The following is a 20,824-nucleotide window of genomic DNA, read 5'->3' as shown; positions in this document are numbered from 1 at the left end:
CGGCGTTGGACTGCGGGGTCACCGCCCTGGACACCGCGTTCAACTACCGGGGATTCACCTCCCACGCCACGCTCGCCGGCCTCGGCAGGGACCTGCTGGCCCGGTTCACGATCTCCACCAAGGTCGGCTACTTCCCTGCAACGGGCGGTGCCCGGCACAGCCTCGCCCCGGAGGAGCTGAAGAGGGCGCTCGGGCAGTGTGCGCGGGACCTCGGCCGTGAGCCGGACGTCGTGCTCCTGCACAACCCCGAGGCGTCGCTCGCTGTCGGCGAGCAGGGCCGGGAGCAGTTGACCGCGGCCTGCGAGGTGCTCGCCGAGGCCGCCAGGGCCGGCGGTTGCGGCACCTGGGGGATCGCCTCGTGGAACCCGCGCGTCCTGGCGGCGCTCGGGGGGCAACTGCCCTGCGTTCCCAAGGTGCTGCTGGTGCGGGCGGGGCTGCTCGTCGGCCACGAGGTCCTCGCCGCCGCCGAGTCCCTCGCCGCACAGTGGGGTATCCGGCCTGAACAGCGCTGGGGCATGAGCCCCTTCGGAGGTGATCTCGCCAACGCTCCCTGGGGCAGGAGCGACCCCCGGATCTTCCTGGCCAGGGGGTCGGCCGGGGCGAGTGCGGTGCAGGCGGCGTTCCGGGTCGCCTTCGAGGTCCCCGGGGTCGGGTCGGTCGCGGTGGGAACCGACCGGCCCGACCACCTGCGCGAGCTGGTCGACGCCACCGGGCTCGCAGTCGACCGCCAACTCATCGGGCGATACCGGGAGTTACTTATCGATCGGGCTGCTCACTCCCGTTGAAGGTCGCGGATCAGCTGCTGTGCCTCGGCCCTGGCGGGTTCGACCCGGGGGTCGTCCGGGTGGGCGTGTGGGCCGGCGATCTTCGCCAGCACGAACAGCCGCATCACCTTGCCGTCCCGGCTCTCCAGGTCCGCCCGCCGCTCGTACCGGACGCGGTCGGCGAACGCCGGGACGGCGAGAGATGCGGCCAGCAGCGACGCCGAGTCCAGGCCCCGCGGCGCCAACCCCCAGTCCTCCCAGTCGAACAGGCAGAACTCGGGGCTGGTGACGTTGGCCCAGTTCAGGTCCGCGTGCGCCGCCCGCCAGCAGGTCACGCCCGTGTCCACCGCGGCAGGGAAGGCGGCCTGGATGACCTCGTCGACGTGCCGCTGGGTGATCGCCTCGGTGTCCGGCGTCGCCACCCGGGTCGTGGGCTGTGCCGCGAGCGAGGCAAGTGTGGCGTTCAGCGCGGCCCACCAGCCTTCGGGAAGATCGGGAGCCGACGCCAGGACTGCCGTGCCCACCGGAGGGGAGGGCAGGAGGGAGGTTTCGTCCGCCCGCCACAGCGCCTCGCCGCCCGGCTCCATCCACACGACCGATCCGGCCCAGCGCGGCATGGCGACGTCGGTCAGCACGGCTGCGGCCTCGGTGCCGGCCCAGCCCTGCACCACGGCCCGGCTCCACGGCCGGCGCTCCACCCGCACCCAGGTCGAGCGGCCGCTTCGGGCTCCGACCGTCCGGCGCTTGCGGACGACCGTGCTCCTGTCCAGGGCCGTACCGAGCCGCTGCTCGACCAACTCCAGGAGCTGGTCGACGGGTTCCTTCCGAAGGTCCACCGAGTGGCCGTCTGCGGCAGCAAGCGTCATGCCCGCGACCGTAGCAGGCCACCGGGAACAGAGAGCGCCTGGAAATCCGACGCCCTATCAGCTGCTTCTACTGGAACCAGGCGACCGGGTTTCCGGATCTGCTCCACGGACCCGCAACCGTGACTCTCCGACGGTGGCAGCGCTCCCGCACCGCGCAGGGGGAGCCGGACCAGGTCCGGCGGGGCGCCGACCGCGTCCAAGTACTGGACGATCCGGTCGATGTGCGTCAACCGCGCCCTCCCGCTCTCCAGCCGAGAGAGGAAGCCCTGCGTCAGCCCGGTGATCTCCGCAAGCTCGTCCTGACGGAGCCCGGCGAGTTCACGCAGCCGGCTACTCAACCTCCCGAAGTCGAACTCGACGAGGAAGCCGCGCACCGCCTCGTCACGCCAGACCGCGGCAGGAACGGACGGCGACTCAGAGAGCTTCACGGCGCAGGGGCCGCACACGCTGCTTCTACGGTTGTACCGGCTGAGCGCGCAACCGCAGCGCTCGCACGACCGTGCCATCGTCTCCGCCTCCTCGGCCGGCGTTCAGCTCCCCGCGCGCAAGGCAGCCGCATCCGCAACGGACTGCCGTCCGCGCCCTGCCTGCACTTCCCAAGCACTCGGCGACCACACGGCCGAGCTGCGTACCCCGGGATGCGCCAGCTAACCCGAGTCCAACTGCCCTCGGACAGAGGCGGCTTGTCGTCTTCTTGTCGTCTTCCAGTACCAGCTCCCCCATGCGTAACATCAGCACAAAGTGTCGGCCCGAATACTTTCTGTCGACCACGATCGGGGGCGTGAATGGGACGCGGTACCGCTTCGCGCCGAGAGGTGCGGCTGCTCCATCCCCTCGCCGTTGTCCGGTATGAGCACCACTGGACCCATCAGGACGTCGCCGACATCGTCGCCAGAGCCACGAACGGGTCGGCCGACCGGCGCAAGGTGTGGAAATGGGAGCACTGGGGGACCGAACCGGACGCGGAGAGCCAGGCCGCCCTTGCCACCGAACTCGACGTCCCGCTGGGAGAGGTGTCCCGGCTCGGCTGGCCCGGCTGGCTGCCCGACGGGGGTCCGATCCATGCCGACTTCCCCTGGTCCACGGCCGGGGTGCTCAAGGCGTTGGACGACACCTTGGAACGCGCGATGCCGGATCGGCGCGGATTCATGAAACTCGGCGGCCAGGCGCTGGTGCTGCTCGCCGGGCAGTGGCTGGCCGAGGGAGTCGGACCGGTGGCTGCCGCCCTCGCCGGAGGCCGGATCGACCTGCCTCTGGTCGAAGAGCTGGAAGCAGGGCTGCCTCGGCTGCGGCGGATGGAGGCCGCACTCGGCGGCCCCCGTGCCCGCCACCTCCTGCACGCCGAACTCGAGATGGTCACCGGCATCCTCAAGGAGGCGTCCTACAGCGACCGCGTCGGCCAGCGGATGCTATTGCTGAGCGCTGAACTCGCCCGCCTCGCCGGGTGGTCATCCTTCGACGCCGGACTCCACACCTCCGCCCAGCGGTACTGGACCAGCGGCCTGCGCGCCGCGCACGCCGCCGGCGACCGCGCGCTGGGCGCCAACATCATCAAGTCGCTCAGCCTCCAGTGCTACGACCACGGCCTCTTCGCCGACTCCCTCGCGCTCGCCGCCGCCGCCGTCGACGGCGCTGGCGAGGTCACCCCCCGCACCCTGGCCATGCTGCTGCTGCGGCAGGCCCGGGCGGCAGCGGCCTGCCACAACCGCGCCGAGTGCGACCGCCTCCTTGCCACCGCCGAGACCCAGATGGCCCGGGCCGACACCGGCCACGACGATCCCGCCTGGACCGGCTACTTCGACCCGGCCGAGTTCCACGCCCAGACCGCCACCTGCCACGCCGACCTCGGCCGCCCGCAACTCGCCCAACACCACTACGCCACCGCGCTGGCCCTCATGCCCGCCGCCAAGCACCGCGACCTGGCCACCTACACCGTCCAGAACGCCCGAACCCACACAGCCCTCGGCGACGCCGACCACGCCATCCACCTCCTGGAAGCCGCCATCCCGATGATCACCGCCGCCCCCTCCCAGCGGAACGCGGCCCGTGCTGCCGCAGCCCGAGCCGAACTGCCGCTGCCCACGAGGCATCCGAAAGTTCAGCGCCTCGACCAACTGCTCGCCACACTGTCCGCATGACCACACACTCCACCCCGCGCGTCGCGCTCATCTCCGGCGGGAACCGCGGGCTCGGCCTCGCCATCGCCACCCGCCTCGCCGAACAGGGCACGCAGGTAGTCCTGGGCGTGCGCGACCGCCTCGCCGGCCGCGACGCGGAGGAAGCCCTCGGCCGCAAAGGGCTGTTCGTCCACTCTCACGAACTGGACGTCACCGATCCGGCCAGCGTTGCCAGATGCATCGCCGATGTCGCTGCCTCGCTCGGTCGCCTGGACGTGCTGGTCAACAACGCGGGCATCGCCGTCGACCGCGGCCAGGCCGCCGCCGCACCGGATTTCGAACGTGTCCGGGCCACCTTGGACACCAACCTCCTCGGTGCCTGGCGCCTCGCCGCCGCCGCGACCCAGGAGATGCGGAAGAACAACTACGGCCGCATCGTCAACATCACCAGCCACCTCGGTTCGCAGAGCAACATGGGTACCGGGAACGTGAGTTACCGCATCTCCAAAGCGGGCCTCAACGCGCTCACCCAGATCCTCGCCGCCGAGCTCGACGGCACGGGCATCCTTGTCAACGCCGCCTCTCCCGGGCAGATGGCGACCCGCATGGCCTACGGCCAGACCGACCGCACTCCCGAAGACGCCGCCGACACACCTCTCTGGCTCGCCACTCTCCCGGACGACGGCCCCAGCGGCGGCCTGTTCTACGAGCGTAAGCCTCTTGCCTGGTAAGGCTGCCGTACCTTTCGTACCGCCAGGACTGGCCTGGTGGCAGCTGCCGACCGCTCCAGGGTGGCCGACCGGTATCCGCTCTCGGGAGGATGCCGGGCATGGATATCTTGGTGGTCGGCGGCAGCTGGTTTCTGGGCAAGGCCGTCGTCGAGGAGGCGGTGGGCCGCGGCTGGGCCGTGACGACGTTCAACCGGGGACGGTCCGGTGGGCCTTTTCCCGGCGTTCGGCAGGTGATCGGTGATCGGACGTCGACCGAGGACTTGGCCCGGCTGGCCGGGCAAGGGCCGTGGGACGCGGTGATCGATACGTCTGCCGCGTACCAGCCGCCCAAGGTGGTGCTCGCGGGCACGAGAGCGTTGGAGGACGCTGCCGCCCGCTACGTCTACGTCTCGACGGTGTCGGTGTACGCCGGATGGCCGGAACACCCGCTCAAGGTGGGCGATCCGCTGCTGGACGGCCCTGCCGACGCCGATAGCGAGTACGGGAGGAATCCCGAGGGCTGGCGAGGGCCCAACTTGCATTACGGAAGGCAGAAGGCCGGCGGCGAGCGGGCAGTGACCGAGACGTTTGGTGCGGAGCGGTCCTGGCTGATTCGCCCCGGTGTGATCCTCGGCCCCAACGAGTACGTCGGCAGGCTCCCGTGGTGGCTGCGGCGTGCGGAGCGCGGCGGGCAGATTCTGGCGCCGGGGTCCGCGGACAAGGGCATCCAGCCGGTCGACGTCCGCGATGTCGCACGCTTCGCCGTCGACCTCGCCGCCCGACCGGGCGGAGGTGTCTACAACGCCACCGCGCCGATAGGCCGGGACACAATGGGCAGTTTCCTGGGGGCTTGCCTCGCGGCGACGGGGAACCACGGCGTCCTGCGTTGGGTGCCGGATGAAGTGCTGTTGGAGCAGGGCGTCCGCCAGTGGACAGAGGTGCCCCTGTGGCGGACGGGGAAGGGCGTCTGGCTGGTCGACTCCGAACCGGCGTACGCGGCCGGTTTCGTCTGCCGTCCGCTGGAGGAGACGGTGCGGGACACCTGGGAATGGCTCCGGGCCGGGAACATGCCGGTCGCACACCCGCGGGCAGCCGCTATCGGCATCCAGGCCGACCGCGAACGAGCGATCTTGGCGGTCGCCGAGTCCCCCCACTGATCGGCGCGGGACAGGGCGGCCCTCAGCAGAGCCGCCCTGCCCTGTCAGCGCTTCGCCGCCTTACTCGATAGCCAATCGGCCTGCCATGTAGTCGAGTTGCTTCGGTGCGGCAACCCGGGTGTACTCCTCCAGCCCCTCTTGAAGGGCAGCGGCGACGGGGGAGGTGCGGACGGGTTCGGTGGTCAGCAGCCTGCCCACGTGAACGACCCGCTCGACCAGGCCCTTGGTCCGCCGGTCGGGTGCGATGGCCGCGATGGGCTTGAGGACTTCGGCGGCTTCCTCCACCTCGCCGTTGAGGAGCAGCGCCGCGGCGAGATCCGCCCGTGCCTCGGCGTCGATCCGGGGCGACCTCTGCGCGGCGGGCAGTTCGGCCTGCATCTCCAGTACTCGCCGGGTGTGCTCCAGCGCCCGGGCGCCGTCGCGCAGCAGGACGAACGTTGTGCCGTGGGAGCGGACGAGCCGGTCAGGGCTGTGGAGGAACTCTCCGGCCACGCCGTCGTGGAGGTCGTCGTGTTCGACGGCGTCCGCGTCGAGGAAGCGTTCGACCGCGGCTGCTGCCCTCGGCCGGTCGCCGAGGTGCCCGTAGGCCCTGGCCTCGATCGCGGCGATGCGCGCCTGGCCGGCCGTGCCGACGCCGGAGAAGGACTTCGCATGGCGGATGAAGCGGATCGCCTCGCTTGGGCGCCCTTCCCAGTAGGCGAAGATGCCGAGCGATCCGGCCGCGAAAGCGGCCAGCGGGGTGAACCGAGTGGCTTCCGCGTACATGCCGGCGGAACGGGCCAGCCGGTTGGCCTCGCTGACAGCGCCGAGACCGAACGCCGCCATGGCCAGCAGCGCGGTCGTCTGCCCGATCGCGATCAGCAGCTGCTGTCTTTGTGCGGGGATGTGGGTGCGGTCCAACAGGGTTTCGGCGTCCGTTCGGAGTTGTCGGCCTTCGCGGAAGACCTCGAACGGTGAGCGGTGGTTGTAGGTGCGGGCGAGTCGGCGGACGTCTTCTTCGACCTGGTCGATGGACAGCTCGGAGAGGAAGACGGACGCAACGGAAGCGGCGTGGTCAGATGCTTCGCGTGCAGTCATCGCGATTTCTCTTTCAAGGTCTTGCTGGGATATCGCCGCCTGGCCCCTCTCGGAGGGAGGGGCCAGAAGATCGGCGATCTTCCTGTCGAACATGTGCTGGAGCGTTTGGGAGAAAACAGAGCTGGGCTTGGCCACATCTCCGGCGATCCAGCGCCGAAAAGTCTTCTCCGACATTTCTACATCATGGAATCTGGGATCCCCGAGGGTGTGCGCAATTTCTTCCCCGGCTTTCCGTAATTCCCTGCTGAAATCGGAGAATTCCCAGCCCTCGTTCCGGATCAGGGCTTCCAGTAGCGTCCTGTCTGTCATGCCGCAGCCTCCGCCCGTGCTCTCGACTCGGCCCGGCCGCCGCTTGCGCGCGGAGAGCCCGGTTCTAGCAATACCCGACCAAGGGGCTCTGGAGTAGGCGAACTGGCGAGATGACACCTCGATGACACCTCGATGTCTCACGGGCCGTCAGATGACACCCGGATGCTATGGCGTTGGCCTTCCCAAGGCGGGACAGTAGGTCGCCGATCACCGAACCGCAGTGCGCGAAGTGATTTAGGCAGTCCACCAGCCTGCTCAGCGGGCGGGTTGTCCGACTATCCGTCGGCCGCTCTACCCGCACCTTCGGTACGCGGGACTGCGGGCAACTGGAGCAGACAGACCGTGAAGGGGGAACAGGTCATGGCAGCGCCCACCGTCGGTGCCGCTCAGCTCGTACAGCACCCGGCCGGCCACGACGGCGATCTGCGGGCGGCGGTCGAGGATCTGCGGCGGGGGCAGTGGCTCTCGACTCGGGCCCTGCTCTACCGAACCTGGGGCGATCCGGGCCTGTGGGCGTCGCGGACCCAGGCGCTGGGGGTGGCGGCCGGGCCGACCGATGTCCTTCGCCGTTGGGAGGGTGAGGAGCCCCGGGCCTTCGGGCTGACCGCGCTGTGCGCCCGTGTCGTGGTGGACCGCGCTGTGCAGGTCGGACAGCAGCAGCCGGGCTCGCGCGATGCCGCGGCGCTGGAAGAGACGGCACGGAAGTGGTGCTGGCGGGCGGCATCGGTCCTCGACGGCGACGTCGTTCCGTGGCTGGGGCTGCTCACCCTGGCCCAGCTGGATCCCCAGCAGGTGCGGCCGGAGCACCGGGTTGCGGCACCTGACCAGATGCTGCCCATGGGGCCGTGGGCGCTGCTCGGGCAGGTCCGCCGTATCGATCCGTGGTGCCGCGAGGCGTTCCACCGGATGCTGCGCTTCTGGGCGGCCCGGGGGGAGGGCGGGGTGGGCGCCGAGTTCCTGGCCGCCTATCTGCCCAGCGCGCCGGAGGGCTCTCCCCTCCACGCGCTCCCGCTGTACCTGTACGTCGACCGCTACCGCCGTGCGGAGCGCAAGGACGCCGCGCTGCTGCAGTGGACGAACGACGAGCGCGTCCGCGCCGCGGTGCTGGCCGCGTTCTCGCACTGGCGGGCCGCGTTCGAGCAGGGTGCCCGGTGGCCGGTGGTGGACGAGAGCCACCTCGCCCACGCGCTGTGGGCGAGCCGCCGACCGCGGGAGGCGGCCGAGGTGTTCACCGCGATGAACCCGTTCGTCGCCCCGGAACCCTGGGTGACCATGGCCACGGACCGGGCGGACGACCTGCTGCGGCAGGCGATGGCCCAGTCGTACGCCGCCACCGGCTGACCAACCACCTGCCACTTCTTCACCCGGCACCGAGCCGGGCCCAACTCCCCTTTTCTTCTGCGGAGGTTTCGCCATGCCCAGATCCCGCCATGCCGCACCCCAGGCCGAGGACGACTATCTCCTCTCCCTCGGCTACGAGCCCGAACTGACCCGCCGGATGGGCGGTTTCGGGAACTTCGCCGTCAGCTTCTCGGTCATCTCGGTGCTCAGCGGCTGCATGACGCTGTTCGGCCTCGGCCTGGTGAGCGGCGGGCCGGCCGTGATGATGTGGGGCTGGGCGGCGGTCGGCCTGGCCGTGCTGCTGGTCGGCATGGCGTTGGCGGAGGTCACCAGCGCCTACCCCACCTCCGGCGCTCTCTTCTACATGTCCAGGCAGCTCGGCGGGCCCCGGTGGGGCTGGCTGACCGGCCATCTGAACCTGCTCGGGCTGCTCGGCGGAATCGCGGGCATCGACTACGGGGCCGCGTCCTTCATCGCCGCCTTCTGCGGGCTCCAGTGGGGGCTCGTGCCGACGCCGGGCACGATCCTTGCGATCTTCGCGGGCGTCCTGCTGCTGCACGCCCTGCTGAACGTCTTCGGCGTCCGGGTCGTCAGCGTCCTCAACTCGATCTCGGTGTGGTGGCACCTGCTCGGGGTCGCGCTGATCGTCGGCGTGCTGGCCGTCGTCCCCTCCCACCACCAGTCCGCGTCCTGGGTGTTCACCCATTTCGAGAACGGCACCGGCTGGTCCAGCCCGATCTACGCGAGCGCCATCGGTCTGCTGCTGGGCGGCTACACCTTCTGCGGCTACGACGCCTCCGCGCACATGAGCGAGGAGACCACGGACGCCCGGGTGACCGCGCCCCGCGGCATCGTCCGCTCGATCTGGGTGTCGCTGCTGGCTGGCCTCGTGCTGCTGGGCGGCCTGCTGTTCGCGGTGCAGGACTACGCCGGGACGGCCGGCGCCGCCCTGCCGCCCGCGCAGATCTTCCTCGACGCGCTCGGCACGGGCGGTGCGAAGGCGCTGCTGCTGGTCGTCATCGGCGCGCAGTTGTTCTGCGGCAGCGCGGAGACCACCGCCGCGAGCCGGATGATCTACTCCTTCTCGCGCGACGGTGCGCTGCCGGGCTCAGCAACGTGGCGCCGGGTCTCCGCCGCCGGCACTCCGGTCGCCGCGGTGTGGCTGGCGGTGGCGGTGGCGTTCGTCCTGGCGCTGCCCTCGCTGTGGTCGGCCACCGCATACGGGGCCGTGACCGCCATCAACGTGATCGGCATGACGCCGAGTTACATCATCCCCGTCTTCCTGAAGCTGCGGTATCCGGAGAAGTTCACCCCCGGCCCGTGGACTCTGGGCCGGTGGAGCCGACCGGTGGGGATCGCGGCGGTGGTGTGGGTGGCGGTGCTGACGGTGCTGGTGTGCCTGCCGCAGCGCGCCCCGGTGACCGTCGACACCTTCAACTACGCGCCGATCGCGGGGTTGGCCGTGCTCGCGCTGGCGTGGGGGTGGTGGAAGGCAGCGGGTGACAAGTTCAACGTGCCGGTGGTGTCCGACCCCACCATGACCAAGATCGCGGCCGAGATCGTATGAGGACGACGATGCGGACCCCCCGCTCCTCCGCCGTCCCTGCTGCCGCGCCAACCCAGCCGGTCGGGCCGCTGGAGCAGCTGGCCGAAGCGTTCGGCCTGGACACCGTGCTGGTGGCGGTCATCGACCAGCAGGGCAGGCTCAAGGGCAAGGAGTACGACGCGGCCGGGCTGGCGGAGCGGCTGAAACCCGGGGCGCTCCTGGAGGTGTGCGGCTACCTGCTGGGCACCGATGTGGACATGGTCCCGGCGGCGAGCGGCCCGTTCTCCTGGCAGTCCGGGTTCGGCGACGTCGAGGTGCTGCCCGACGTGCAGCGGGTCCGGGTGCTGCCGTGGCTGCCGGCCACCGCGCTGGTCCTCGCCCGCCCGGTAAGCTGCGGTGCCCCGCACCCGCTGGCACCGGAGACGGTGCTGGAGCGGGAGCTGCGCCTGCTGGCCGACCTCGGCGTCACGCCCCAGGTCGGCATCGAGACGGAGTTCGTCCTCTACGAGGGCACCGTCCGCGACGCGCAGGCGTCCGGGTGGCGCCGCCTGCGTCCCGCGGCCGGGGGCAACCGCGACTACGCGCTCGACCAGCCGTCCGTGGTGCGGGAGTTCGGACGCCGCCTGCGGCAGGTCCTCGCGGCGGCCGGTCTGCCGGTCGAGGCCGTCAAGGGCGAGGGAGCGCCCGGCCAGGTCGAGGTCACCTTCCCCTACGGGCCGGCCGGGGAGGCGTGCGAGCAGCACGTGCTGTTCAAGCACGCCGCGAAGACGGTCGCGGACGAGCAGGGGCTGACGGCCTCGTTCATGGCCGCGCCCTCCACCGGGGTCGGCTCGGGGATGCACCTGCACATCTCCCTGCACGACGGCGAGGGCCGCTCGCTGCTGGCCGCCGACCCGGAGCACGGCACGGAACTGTCGGAACTGGCCGGGTCGGCGGCGGCCGGACTGCTGGACGCTCTGCCTCAGCTCGCCCCGCTGTGGGCGCCGTACGTCAACAGCTACAAGCGTCTCGCCGACCACTCCTTCGCCCCGGCTCGGCTGGCCTGGGGCCGTGACAACCGGACGTGCGCGCTCAGGGTGGTCGGCCACGGCCCCAGCCTGCGCCTGGAGGTGCGGCTGCCGGGCGCGGACGCCAACCCGCTGCTCACCCTGGCGGCGTCGCTCGCCGGCATCCGGCACGGCATCACCGCCCAGCTCAAGCCCCCGCCGCTCACCGATGGCGATGCCTACGTGCTGCCCGACGCGCCGCGGGTGCCGCAGTCCCTGGAGGAGGCGGTCGGCCTGTTCGAGGCGAGCCCGCTGGCCAGCGCGCTACTTGGCGAACCCGTGGTCGCACACCTGGCGCGTGTGGCCCGCATGGACCTGGACCACCACGCCGCCCGCGTCACCGACGCCGAGGTGGAACGCGGCCTGGCCCAGGCATGACCGCCGGGCGGCGGCGGGACTGACCCCGCTCCCCGCCGCCGCCCGGTACCAACCCCCCTTCTCTCTCTTCTCCCGCTGGTCGGAGGACTTCGTGAACACCACCACCGCCCCCGCCGTTACCACCGCCCCCGCCCCCGCCGCTGCCGGAGCCGAGGCGGCCGGGCCCGGCGCCGTGCCCGACCTTCTGGCCCGGCCGCACCTGGTGGGCGTGGCCGAGCCCGGCATGCAGGGCCTGGCCCTGTGGCTGGCCGGCAGCGGCGCCACGGTCACCGGCACCGTGCCCGACCGGCTCGCGGACAGCCCGGAGGTGGCCGCGCTGAGAGCTGCGGGCGTGCACGTGGACGTCGGCCACGACGCCGCTCACCTGCCCACCGGCGCCAGCGCCGTGGTGTGGTCGGGCGTCGTCGCCGAGCCGCAGCCCGAGCTGGACCGGGCGCAGAAGCTGGGCCTGCCGGTGCTGGGCCGCGCCGAAGCCCTGACCGAGATCGCCGCCGCGGCCGGGGCGCGGACGGTGGCGGTCGGCGGCAGCCACAACACCGCGACGGCCGCCGCCGCCCTGGCCGTGGCGCTCGGCGACAGCGCCCGTTTCATCCTCACCGCCGCTCCCCGGGGCGGCCGGGCGGGCAGGGCCGCCGCGTCGCCGGGCACGGGGCGGCTGGTGGTGGACTTCTGCCCGGACGCCGGGACGCACGAGGCGACGCCGCCCTTCGGCTGGCAGGGCCGTCCCCGGCCCCACTTCGTGCGCCACCGGCCGGAGCCGGCCGTCGCGCTGATCCTCACCGCTGGGGCGAACCAGCCCCACTTCGAGGACAACCCGGCGGGCCTGGACGCGGCCGAGCGGCTGGCCACGGCCGCCGAGCGGGTCGTCCTGCCCCTGTGGGACACGGGTGCCGTCAATCTGAAGGCCCGCCTGGCCGATCGCGCCGAGCGCGGCCTGCCCTCGCCCTTCGCCTACACCGTCGGCCGCGACCCGGGCGCGGACGTGTGGGTCATGCCGATCGAGTGGACCGGCACCGCGCACCGCGTCACCATCCGCTACGGCGGCAACGACCACACCTACCTGCTGCCGGTGCCCGGCCGCAGCCGCGCCCTGGCCGTGTGCGCGGCCATCGCCACCGCGCTGGTCATGGGCGAGGACCCGGCTGCCGTCGCCGAGCGCCTGGCCGGCTTCCACGGCGTCGAGCGCTCCCTGGCCGCCCTCGGCATCGAGAAGGGCGTCAGCGTCGTCGACTCCCGCGCCCGCCACCCCGAGGAGATCGCCGCCGACCTCGCCGACGCCGTCCGGACGGCCGCCGCCACCGGCGGGTCGGTGGTCGCCGTCCTGGAACCGGACGGCCTGGCCCGCACCCGCGCCCACGGCACCGAGATCGGCCGCGCACTCGAAGGCGCGGGCAGCGTGCTGCTGCTGCCCGTCCACACCCCGCTGGCGCGGGTCCTGGACGTCACCGACCCGCTGGTGGCCATCGAGCGGGCCGTGCGCGAGAAGCTCGGCAAGGGCGCGGTCCGCCGCCTGCGCAGCGGACCGCGCGAACCCGGTTTCGAGCAGCAGATCGCCGCCCTCGCCGCCCCCGGCGACCTGGTCCTGCTCATCGGCCCCGACCACGGGGTGGCGGCCCGCCTGGGACGGCGGCTGCTGTTCCACCTGGCCGCACCCACCGCGCCCGTCCCGCGCCAGCTGTGACCCGGCCAGGAGACAACGTGTCCAACGGAGTTCTGCGCGACCTCACCATCAAGGAGGTCGCCCTCACCAACCTCATCGCGGCCGGGCTCACCGCGCGCGACATCGCCCACACCTCCAGCGCCTACAACAGCACCGAGGCCGCCCGGAAGGCCATCGAGCACCTCCTGCGCAAGACCGGTGCCGGCCACCGCCTGCAGCTCACCGCCTGGGCGACCGCGGCGAAGACCGTCCCCGGCCCGGTGCGCGAGTCGAAGGCGCTTACCTGCGCACCGAAGATCCCGCCCCGGATGCTGGAGATCCTGCAGGGCTGGACGGACGGCCTCGCCACCGAGGAGATCCGCCACGGCCTCGGCACGGCCCAGGACTCCATGGACACCTACATCCGCACCCTGCAGGTGCACCTGGACGTGGACAGCCCCGAGCAGGCCGTGGTCGTGGCCGTCCTCGCCGGCCTCGTACACGTGGCCCTGCCCGGCGCACCGCTACCCGCGGCCCTGGGGAGCGCGCCGTGAACGCGCCCCCGCCCGCCCCGGCGGGCACCGACCAGATCCAGCAGCCCTCGGACGAGGCCGCAGCCGACAGCCGCCTGCGGCGCATCGCCTCCAGGGCTCTGTTCCTCGGTGCCAGCACCGGCCTCGGCATCGGGCTGGCCGTGGGCTTCGTCCTCGGCTGCCGGCCCGTGCTGCGCGTCACCACCGTCCTCGTAGCGGGCCCCGTCCTCCTCGCCGCCGCCGCCCCTACGGCCGTCCAGGAACTCCGGCTCCACCGCGAAGGCCGGCACCCCTTGTTCCCCCGGGGGACCCGCGCCGATACGCAGCCGCCTTCGACCATGCCGGACCGGATCGGGGAGCAGCGGCGGTGACGCCCCGTCGGATGATCAGCCGGGCGGGAGCAGCGATCGTGTGCTTCCTGCTCGGCGTGCCCACCGGCGCGGCCGTGCTGTACCTGATCGAGCACCGCGAGCGCGCCCAACCCGTCTGGCTCGCGCTCGCCGCCGCCCCCGCCCTCGCGGCAGCGGCGGCCACCGACTGGCTGCTGCGCCGACGCGCAGGAGCCGACCGCACCACCCATGGCGGCCGTCCGGGTCAGGGCCGCATCCGTATCCGCACCGACCGAAACCACCGATGACGACCACCACTGCCTCCGCACCCTCCCTGCAAGCCCTTCCGTTGCGTTTCCCCCGCCTGCTCACCACCCATCCCGGGGTCATCGTGGACGCTGCCGCGCTCCTGAGTGCCCACAGAGCCACCCCGGCGGACACGCTCTCGCCGCTGTTCAGCCTCCTGTTCACCGCACGCGAGAAGGGGTGCCCGGTGCTGCTGTACACCGAACGTCCCGGCGAGGAGGACGAGTTGCAGCGCCACGGCGTGCCGAGGCTGTGGACGGTCACTCTGGAACCCGGCCCGCTGACCGCGGTGTCGAAGATTCCGTTCGTCCGGGCGCTGTCCCTCGACCGTGCCAACAAGGTGCTTCTGCCGATGCCGGCGCTGTGGCCGACCGTCTACGGAGAGCTGATCGGGGACCCGCAGCATCCCGCGCGGGTGGAGCCACTGACGGCGGGGATGATCGGCCTGCGCGCGGCGGGATACAACGACAAGCAGATCGCCGAGCTGATCGCCGAACAGGGGGACTGCCACAGGTCCACGCCCTCCAACGCCCTCAACGCCGCCGCCATGCGACGGGGCTGCTTGAACACCGGGCACCTGGTCGCCCGGGACATCGTTGACGGCTACCTCGATCCGGAAGCCGCTCTGCGCGGGGCCGTTGGAGAGCCGGGCGACCTCTCCGAGGTCCAGTGCGAGGTGCTCGTCCTCTCGCTGGAGTCCAACAGCCTGACCGGCTTGGCCCTGCGCCTCGGGTGCACCCGGCCTGCCGCGAACAAGCACAAGCGGGGGACGCTCGAAGCCTTGGGGGCTCGGACCGTCACCCACGCCACGGCCATCGCGCTGGCCCTCGGCCTCATGCCCGACCACGCCGTTCCCGCCCGCAGCCCCTACCCGCCGGACCTGCGGAAGGCCAAGAGCCTGCAGCACGGCGAGACGGCCCTTGCCCGGGCCGAGGGAGCTGAACGACCGTGACGACCCGCCCCGCACCGCTGCCAGGACCAGCGAGCCCCGGGAGCGCCGAGCCCTCCTTCGCACGAGACGGCCTGCGCTACATCGAGGCGCCGCAGCCGTTCGAACCGGACGGCCTGCCCTCGGTGTATCTGGCCGGGGCGACCGTCGACTGCCCCGACTGGCAGTCGCAGGCTGTCCGTCTGCTGGAGGCTGCCGGCTTCGAGGGCACCGTTCTCAACCCCCGGCCGTCCCGCAACGCCGCGGCCGATCCCTACGCGGCGTGGACCCCGCTGGGCTGGCAGGACCGCAACATCCGCCGCGTCGACGTGGTGCTGTTCTGGAATCCGATCGGCCACCACCACGTGCGGAACTGCTACGAGGCCCGCCTGGTCGCCGGGCAAGGCGGGGTAGTGGTCGGCTGCGACCCCGCCGATCCGGTGCAGCGGGCCCACCGGGTGCTGCTGCTCCACGCCGTGCCGTGGCTGCCCGTCGCCGACACCCTCGCGGGCACCGTCTGCGCGGCCCTCGCCGAACTCGAAGCAGTGCCGGCCCGGCTCTGACCACCCATCACCCACCCGCTTCTGCAAGGACTTCCATGCTCCGCACCCAGCCCCGGTACCGGATCGAGGACCACGCGCTCCTCAGCAGCACGGCCTCGGCCGCCCTGGTCCTCCCCGACGGGACCATCAACTGGGCGTGCCTGCCCGACTTCGACTCCCCGGCGGTCTTCACCTCCCTGCTCGGGCGTCCCGAACACGGCTACTGGCGGGTTGGGCCGGCCGTCCCGGACGGGCCGCCGCCGGTCGCCGACCGCCGCCAGTACGTGGGCGACACCCTGGTCCTGCGCAGCGAGTACGACACCCCCACTGGCACCCTCGCGGTCACGGACTTCATGCCCGCCCCCGACCGTCTCGGCATGGTCGCGCCGCGGATCGTGCGGATCGTGGAGTGCGTGAGCGGCGTGGTGCACGCCGCCTCCGTCTACCGGCCCAGAGCCGACTACGGCGCCACCGCGCCGGTCATCCAGCGGGCCAGCTCCGGCGCCCCGTGGCTGGAGGCGGTCGCGGGGGCCGACACCTACTGGCTGCACAGCGACCGCGACCACTCCGTCAACCGCGACCGGGTGTGCCGCGCCACCATCACCCTCACCGCCGGCGAGAGCGCCACGTTCACCCTCACCTGGGGCCCCACCCGGCGCGGTGCCGTCGCCGCTGCCCCCGAGCGGCCGGACGCCTACGCCGAGCTGGCCGCGACCGTGCAGTACTGGGAGGAGTGGGCGCGCGGGTGCACCTACCGCGGCCCCTACCGGGAGGCGGTGGTGCGCGCCGCCCTCACCCTGGCGGCGATGTGCCACCCCTCCGGCGGGATCGTCGCCGCGCCGACGACCTCCCTGCCCGAGTGGCTCGGCGGCGAACGCAACTGGTGCTACCTGTACGTCTGGGTGCGCGACAGCGCGCTGACCGTCGCCTGTCTGCTGCGCGTGGGCAAGACCGAGGAGGCCCTGCGCTGGCGTGACTGGCTCCTGAAGCACCTCGACCCCGCCTACCTGCTGCCGATCTACCGCCTCGACGGCTCCACCGATCTCACCGAGCGGGTGCTGGACCATCTGCCTGGCTACGAGGACTCCCGGCCGGTGCGCCTGGGCAACGGCGCCGCCGGGCAGCTCCAGCTCGATGTCTACGGCGAGCTCGTCGACACCCTGCTGCTGGCCGAGGAGGCCGGGCTGCCGGCCGACCCGAGGGTCGACGAACTGCTGCTGGCGCTGGTGCGGCAGGTGGAGGAGCGCTGGCGCGAGGCGGACGAGGGGATCTGGGAGATCCGCGGCCCCGCCCGGCACTTCACCCACTCCAAGGTCATGTGCTGGGTGGCCGTCGACCGCACCGTGCGCCTGCTGGAGCGCCGCCCGGACGCCGACCCCGCCCTGCTGCTCCACCTCGCCGAGCTGCGCGAGCAGATCCACGCGGACGTGTGCGAGCGCGGCGTCGACACCGAGCGCGGCGTGTTCACCCAGTACTACGGCGGCCAGGCCCTGGACGCCTCACTGCTGCTGATCCCGCTGGTCGGCTTCCTCCCCGCCGACGACGAGCGCGTCGTCGCCACCGTCGAGGCCATCCAGCGCGACCTCACCGAGGACGGCCTGGTCCTGCGCTACGCCACCGAGCAGCACGCCGGCGCGAACGTCGACGGGCTCGCCGGACACGAAGGGGCTTTCCTGGCCTGCTCGTTCTGGCTGGCCGAGGCACTGGAGGCCATCGGCCGCGAGGACGAGGCACGCGACCTCTTCGATCATCTGCTGGGGCTGCGTAGCGACCTGGGGCTGCTCGCCGAGGAGTACGACCCCGTCGCCCGCCGCCATCTGGGCAACTACCCGCAGGCGTTCAGCATGTGGGCCTCGGTCGACGCGGCCGTCCGTTTCGGCAACCGTCCTGCTCCCTGGGTGTTCGTCCCCGAGCAGGCGGCTCGCACCTCCTCCACTGCCCCGGCACGGACGGTGGAGCTGGCGGGGCAGGTGAGCCGGTGACCGCGGCCCTGCCCGCCGGTGCCCTCGGTACCGCGCTTGCCCGATTCCCCCTGACCCCCGACACCGGCCCGCGGGTGGCTCCGCCGCTGGAGCAGCGGGTGGAGGAGATCGCGGCCTCCGCCCGCAGCGCCGCCGACCACGCGGACGCGGGCCTGGCCGCCGATGTTCACCGCTGCGCCGCCCAGTTGCACTTCGACCAGGGCCGCCCCGGGACGGCGTACGCGCTGTGCAATCTCCACACCGCCCTGTTCCTCCAGGCCCGCCCGCTGTCCGTTCCGCTCGCCATGTGCGCGCTGACGTCGCAGCTCACCCACGCCGAACTCCTGGTCCGCGAAGGCCACCCCGGCACGGCCATCGCGCTGCTGGAAGCCGTCTCGCTGGCGATCGGAACGAACCGGGACGCCGAGACCCCCGCCGTCGGCACCCTGTCGCTGGCCGGCCTGAGCGCCGACGACGACGACCGCGCCGTGCTCTACGACTGGTGGGAGGGGATCTCCCTGCTGCCCCTGGCCCACGCGCTGGCGCGCCAGGGCGACTGGGAGAGGGCCCGGGGCACCCTGATGGCCGACCCGACCCCGCCGCCCGGCCCGGGCGCCGCGCTGCAGCTGGCGACGATCGCCCTCGCTCTCGGCGGCCGGAACCAGATCGCCGCAACACGGCTGGCCAGGATCCGCCTCGACCGCCACACCCCGTGGGAGCACGTCGTGGCCGCCGCACTCGCCGTCACCTGCACCCTGCTCGGCCCCTGCCCCGACAAGCATGTGCTCACCGAGCAGCTCACCGCGCTGTGCGAGGCCCACGGGACCTACCGTCCGGGCAGCAACCCCGAGTTCGACACCGAGCTGACGCTCGTGTGCGTCGACCTGTGCACCGCCGCGGACACGCCGATGGCCGCCGACCCGCTCTACGCGATGGCCGCCGACTGGGCGCTGGAGAGGCCCGACGGGTACAGCGCCCGCGCCCTGCTGGAGCACCCCCTCGCCGCCCGCCTCCCGGACACCGACCGCAAGGAGCTGGCGTCGATCGTCGAGCAGGCGGGGCTGGGGGCGGGTGCGCTGCCGCCGCACCTGGACAACCGGCTCATCCAGGCGCTCGCCCTGGCCTCCGAGGCCGTCACCGCCGCCATCACGACCGGTCCGTCGTGAGCACGCCGCCGGCTCCGTCCTACCGCACCGCCCGAGACGAGACGAAGGAACCCATGCTCGACCTGGCCGCCCTGCCCCTCCCGCTGCCCGGCTTCCCGCCGCTGCCGCTGCCGCGCTCGCAGTACCTGTCCGTCCTGTCGTGGACCACCGCCCGCGGCCAGGACCTCGAAGAGGTCTGCCTGATCGCCAAGCGGTACGACCCGGACCTCGTCGTCCTGGGCGAGCTGTGCGAGGAGCAGGTCGAGGACGCCGCGCGGATGCTCGGCATGGACGCCCACCGCAGCGCCGGCACGGACGTCACCGCCCACCGCACCGTCATCTTCGTCCGGCGCGACGGCCAGCTGGTCGCCCTGCACAACCACCAGGGGCCGAACTCCCGGGACCCCAGGATCCCGCGGGTGAACGTCGAGTTCACCCTGCGCCAGGGCACCAGCGGGCGCGTGCCGGGCAGCTTCACCGTCGCCGGCCTCCACCTCAGCTACTGCTCGCCCACCGAGCGCCTGATCGCCGCCGAGAACGTCTCCAACCTGCAGAGTCGGCTGCGCCTGATCATCGGCGACTTCAACGAGGACCCGGTCGGGGAGCAGATCGACCGCAGCCGGGACGCGGACCGCGCCCACTGGCACGACCGCTCCCACCACGTGCACGGCACCGGCCGGATCACCGCGACCCGCGTGGACGAGGACCTCACCGCCCAGGGACTCATCGACGTCGCCCGCCTGCTGAACACCGAGGAGGCGATGCGGCCCACCAGCAGCACCGTGCTGCGCGCCCCGGGGCAGAGCCCGGCCGGACGCGGCTGCCGCGTCTACGCCGACGCGCCCTTCGCCCTGGCCGCCGTGCACCTGGAGGTGCTGGCCGGCTACGACGACGTCTCCGACCACCACCCGATCCTCACCGTCTTCCACCTGCCCGCCCTGCGCGTCGCCGTCGCCGCCGCAGCCGCTGACCGCGACGCCCGCAAGCAGGAGCTGGCTGCCGACCGGGTCGAGTTCAAGACCGCCCGCATCGGCCGCGAGATCGCCGCCGGGATCCGCTGACCGCCGGCCCGCCCCCGCCGTGCGGCGCGGGGCGGCCCCGAACACCTCTCCACCACCACCGACTTGAACTGGGGATTCCGTTGGTCACCCTCTCGCCGCCCGGCGGCCTGACCGTCCCGACCGGCCTGCCCGAGCCGCCGCTAGCGCTGCCGCGCGATCGGCGGCTGGTGGTGGTGTCGTGGACGCTCGACCACGGCCGGGACTTCGACGAGGCATGCCTGATCGCCCGGCGCTACGACCCGGACGTCGTCGTCCTGGGCCTGCTGCGGGAGGAGCACGTCTCCGTCGCAGCGCGGCTGCTCGGCATGGACGCCGAGCACAGCGGCAGGACGCCCGTCACCGCGGACCGCATCGCCGTCTTCGTCCGCCCCGACGGCGCCCTCGCCACACCGTACAACCACCGCAACCCCTACCTCCGGGACCCCGGCGTCCCGCCGGCGAGCGTCAGCTTCGCCCTCCGGGACGCGGAAGGCGCCCGGCTGCCCGGCCTGTTCAACATCCTCGGCGTCCACCTCGGCCGCTCGCCCAGCGAGCGCCTGCTCGCCGTCGAGGGCTTCTTCGCCCGGCGCCCGGCCCCGTCGCGGATCATCGTCGGCGACTTCGGCGAGGCCGCAGCGGACGAGAAGGATGCCGCCGGGACACCCGTCGAGCGCCTGCTCGCCGAGCAGGGCATGCTCGACGTCGCCCGCAGCCTCGGAACACCGGCGGCGATGCGCGACACCGCCGGCGAGCTGCTGGGCCTGGGGGCCCGGTACCCGGCCGGCCGCCGCTGCCGCCTGTACGCGGACACGCACCTCGCCCCCGCCGCCGTGCACCTGGAAGTGCTGCCCGGCTATGACGACGTCTCCTCCCGCCGCCCCCTGCTCACCGTCCTCGACCTCGAAGCGCTGCGCGAGAGCGTCACCGCCGCCCACGAGCACCAGGCGGCCCGCAAGATCCAGCGGTTCCAGGCCGGGACCGCGCTGAGGACCGAGCGCATCGCCCGCGAGCAGGCGGCCGGACTGAGATGACCCCGCCCCGCCTGCCAGCCCGGGGCGGAGCCGAACACCTTTGTGCCACCACCGACTTG

Annotated in this window: 20 protein-coding genes; 17 read left to right on the top strand and 3 right to left on the bottom strand. The window is 72.6% G+C overall.

All coding sequences use genetic code 11. The features are described from left to right. The first annotated feature begins 5 nt into the window (after nucleotides 1-5). Nucleotides 6-785, top strand: a complete 780-nt coding sequence (locus OU787_RS25460) for an aldo/keto reductase (protein WP_268660646.1) — start codon at nucleotides 6-8, stop codon at nucleotides 783-785. Here the strand turns inward: OU787_RS25460 and OU787_RS25455 are convergent. Both OU787_RS25455 and OU787_RS25450 read right to left on the bottom strand, forming a co-directional pair. Beyond that, entirely contained in the window at nucleotides 773-1,630 is an 858-nt protein-coding gene (locus tag OU787_RS25455) for a hypothetical protein (RefSeq protein WP_268660645.1), read from the bottom strand. The two genes, OU787_RS25460 and OU787_RS25455, sit on opposite strands and share 13 nt — an antisense overlap. Further along, the gene (locus tag OU787_RS25450; RefSeq protein WP_268660644.1) at nucleotides 1,627-2,058 is read right to left on the bottom strand and encodes a helix-turn-helix domain-containing protein; all 432 of its coding nucleotides are present in this window, start codon (nucleotides 2,056-2,058) and stop codon (nucleotides 1,627-1,629) included. Before OU787_RS25450 ends, OU787_RS25455 begins: the two co-directional genes overlap by 4 nt. Before the next feature lie 357 nt (nucleotides 2,059-2,415). On the opposite strand from OU787_RS25450, the gene OU787_RS25445 reads away from it, so the two are divergent. The 3 genes from OU787_RS25445 (at nucleotide 2,416) to OU787_RS25435 (ending at nucleotide 5,614) form a co-directional block, all read left to right on the top strand. Then, nucleotides 2,416-3,768, top strand: a complete 1,353-nt coding sequence (locus OU787_RS25445) for a tetratricopeptide repeat protein (RefSeq protein WP_268660643.1) — start codon at nucleotides 2,416-2,418, stop codon at nucleotides 3,766-3,768. Further along, nucleotides 3,765-4,478 carry an SDR family NAD(P)-dependent oxidoreductase gene (locus OU787_RS25440; RefSeq protein WP_268660642.1) on the top strand — a complete coding sequence of 238 codons (714 nt, stop codon included), beginning with the start codon at nucleotides 3,765-3,767 and terminating at the stop codon, nucleotides 4,476-4,478. The genes OU787_RS25445 and OU787_RS25440 overlap by 4 nt, the downstream gene beginning before the upstream one ends. A gap of 98 nt (nucleotides 4,479-4,576) precedes the next feature. Further along, nucleotides 4,577-5,614, top strand: a complete 1,038-nt coding sequence (locus tag OU787_RS25435; RefSeq protein ID WP_268660641.1) for an NAD-dependent epimerase/dehydratase family protein — start codon at nucleotides 4,577-4,579, stop codon at nucleotides 5,612-5,614. 60 nt (nucleotides 5,615-5,674) lie between these two features. Here OU787_RS25435 and OU787_RS25430 read toward each other — a convergent pair whose 3' ends face one another. After that, nucleotides 5,675-7,000 (bottom strand): DNA-binding protein, encoded by a 1,326-nt coding sequence (locus OU787_RS25430; RefSeq protein ID WP_268660640.1) that lies wholly within the window; start codon nucleotides 6,998-7,000, stop codon nucleotides 5,675-5,677. A gap of 360 nt (nucleotides 7,001-7,360) precedes the next feature. On the opposite strand from OU787_RS25430, the gene OU787_RS25425 reads away from it, so the two are divergent. The 13 genes from OU787_RS25425 to OU787_RS25365 all read left to right on the top strand — a co-directional run bounded on the left by OU787_RS25425 (nucleotide 7,361) and on the right by OU787_RS25365 (nucleotide 20,765). Further along, on the top strand, nucleotides 7,361-8,341 hold the full coding sequence (locus tag OU787_RS25425) for a hypothetical protein (RefSeq protein WP_268660639.1): 981 nt from the start codon (nucleotides 7,361-7,363) through the stop codon (nucleotides 8,339-8,341). A 73-nt stretch (nucleotides 8,342-8,414) separates the two neighbouring features. Beyond that, on the top strand, nucleotides 8,415-9,908 hold the full coding sequence (locus tag OU787_RS25420) for an amino acid permease (RefSeq protein ID WP_030458525.1): 1,494 nt from the start codon (nucleotides 8,415-8,417) through the stop codon (nucleotides 9,906-9,908). An 8-nt stretch (nucleotides 9,909-9,916) separates the two neighbouring features. Continuing rightward, complete coding sequence (locus OU787_RS25415; RefSeq protein ID WP_268660638.1) at nucleotides 9,917-11,311, top strand: glutamine synthetase family protein; 1,395 nt, start codon at nucleotides 9,917-9,919, stop codon at nucleotides 11,309-11,311. A 91-nt stretch (nucleotides 11,312-11,402) separates the two neighbouring features. Next, nucleotides 11,403-12,992: a Mur ligase domain-containing protein gene (locus OU787_RS25410; RefSeq protein WP_268660637.1), complete on the top strand. Its 1,590-nt coding sequence runs from the start codon at nucleotides 11,403-11,405 to the stop codon at nucleotides 12,990-12,992. Nucleotides 12,993-13,009: 17 nt separating this feature from the next. Next, nucleotides 13,010-13,504 (top strand): hypothetical protein, encoded by a 495-nt coding sequence (locus OU787_RS25405; RefSeq protein ID WP_268660636.1) that lies wholly within the window; start codon nucleotides 13,010-13,012, stop codon nucleotides 13,502-13,504. Then, complete coding sequence (locus tag OU787_RS25400) at nucleotides 13,501-13,854, top strand: hypothetical protein (protein WP_268660635.1); 354 nt, start codon at nucleotides 13,501-13,503, stop codon at nucleotides 13,852-13,854. The genes OU787_RS25405 and OU787_RS25400 overlap by 4 nt, the downstream gene beginning before the upstream one ends. Further along, nucleotides 13,851-14,120 (top strand): hypothetical protein, encoded by a 270-nt coding sequence (locus OU787_RS25395; RefSeq protein ID WP_268660634.1) that lies wholly within the window; start codon nucleotides 13,851-13,853, stop codon nucleotides 14,118-14,120. Before OU787_RS25400 ends, OU787_RS25395 begins: the two co-directional genes overlap by 4 nt. Next, nucleotides 14,117-15,070, top strand: coding sequence for a helix-turn-helix transcriptional regulator (locus OU787_RS25390; RefSeq protein WP_268660633.1), 954 nt, complete (start codon nucleotides 14,117-14,119; stop codon nucleotides 15,068-15,070). The genes OU787_RS25395 and OU787_RS25390 overlap by 4 nt, the downstream gene beginning before the upstream one ends. After that, entirely contained in the window at nucleotides 15,067-15,609 is a 543-nt protein-coding gene (locus OU787_RS25385) for a nucleoside 2-deoxyribosyltransferase domain-containing protein (protein WP_268660632.1), read from the top strand. The genes OU787_RS25390 and OU787_RS25385 overlap by 4 nt, the downstream gene beginning before the upstream one ends. Nucleotides 15,610-15,644: 35 nt before the next feature. Beyond that, complete coding sequence (locus tag OU787_RS25380) at nucleotides 15,645-17,570, top strand: glycoside hydrolase family 15 protein (protein WP_268660631.1); 1,926 nt, start codon at nucleotides 15,645-15,647, stop codon at nucleotides 17,568-17,570. Between the two features lie 74 nt (nucleotides 17,571-17,644). Next, nucleotides 17,645-18,715, top strand: a complete 1,071-nt coding sequence (locus tag OU787_RS25375) for a hypothetical protein (RefSeq protein WP_268660630.1) — start codon at nucleotides 17,645-17,647, stop codon at nucleotides 18,713-18,715. Then, nucleotides 18,712-19,755: a hypothetical protein gene (locus tag OU787_RS25370; protein WP_268660629.1), complete on the top strand. Its 1,044-nt coding sequence runs from the start codon at nucleotides 18,712-18,714 to the stop codon at nucleotides 19,753-19,755. Before OU787_RS25375 ends, OU787_RS25370 begins: the two co-directional genes overlap by 4 nt. An 80-nt stretch (nucleotides 19,756-19,835) precedes the next feature. Beyond that, entirely contained in the window at nucleotides 19,836-20,765 is a 930-nt protein-coding gene (locus OU787_RS25365; protein ID WP_268660628.1) for a hypothetical protein, read from the top strand. The last annotated feature ends 59 nt before the right edge of the window (nucleotides 20,766-20,824 follow it).

This window comes from Kitasatospora sp. YST-16 (genome assembly GCF_026802215.1).
In the GTDB taxonomy this organism is placed as follows: domain Bacteria; phylum Actinomycetota; class Actinomycetes; order Streptomycetales; family Streptomycetaceae; genus Kitasatospora; species Kitasatospora cineracea.
The sequence above is the reverse complement of the archived record's forward strand: the minus strand, read 5'-3'. Positions and strand labels throughout refer to the sequence as shown.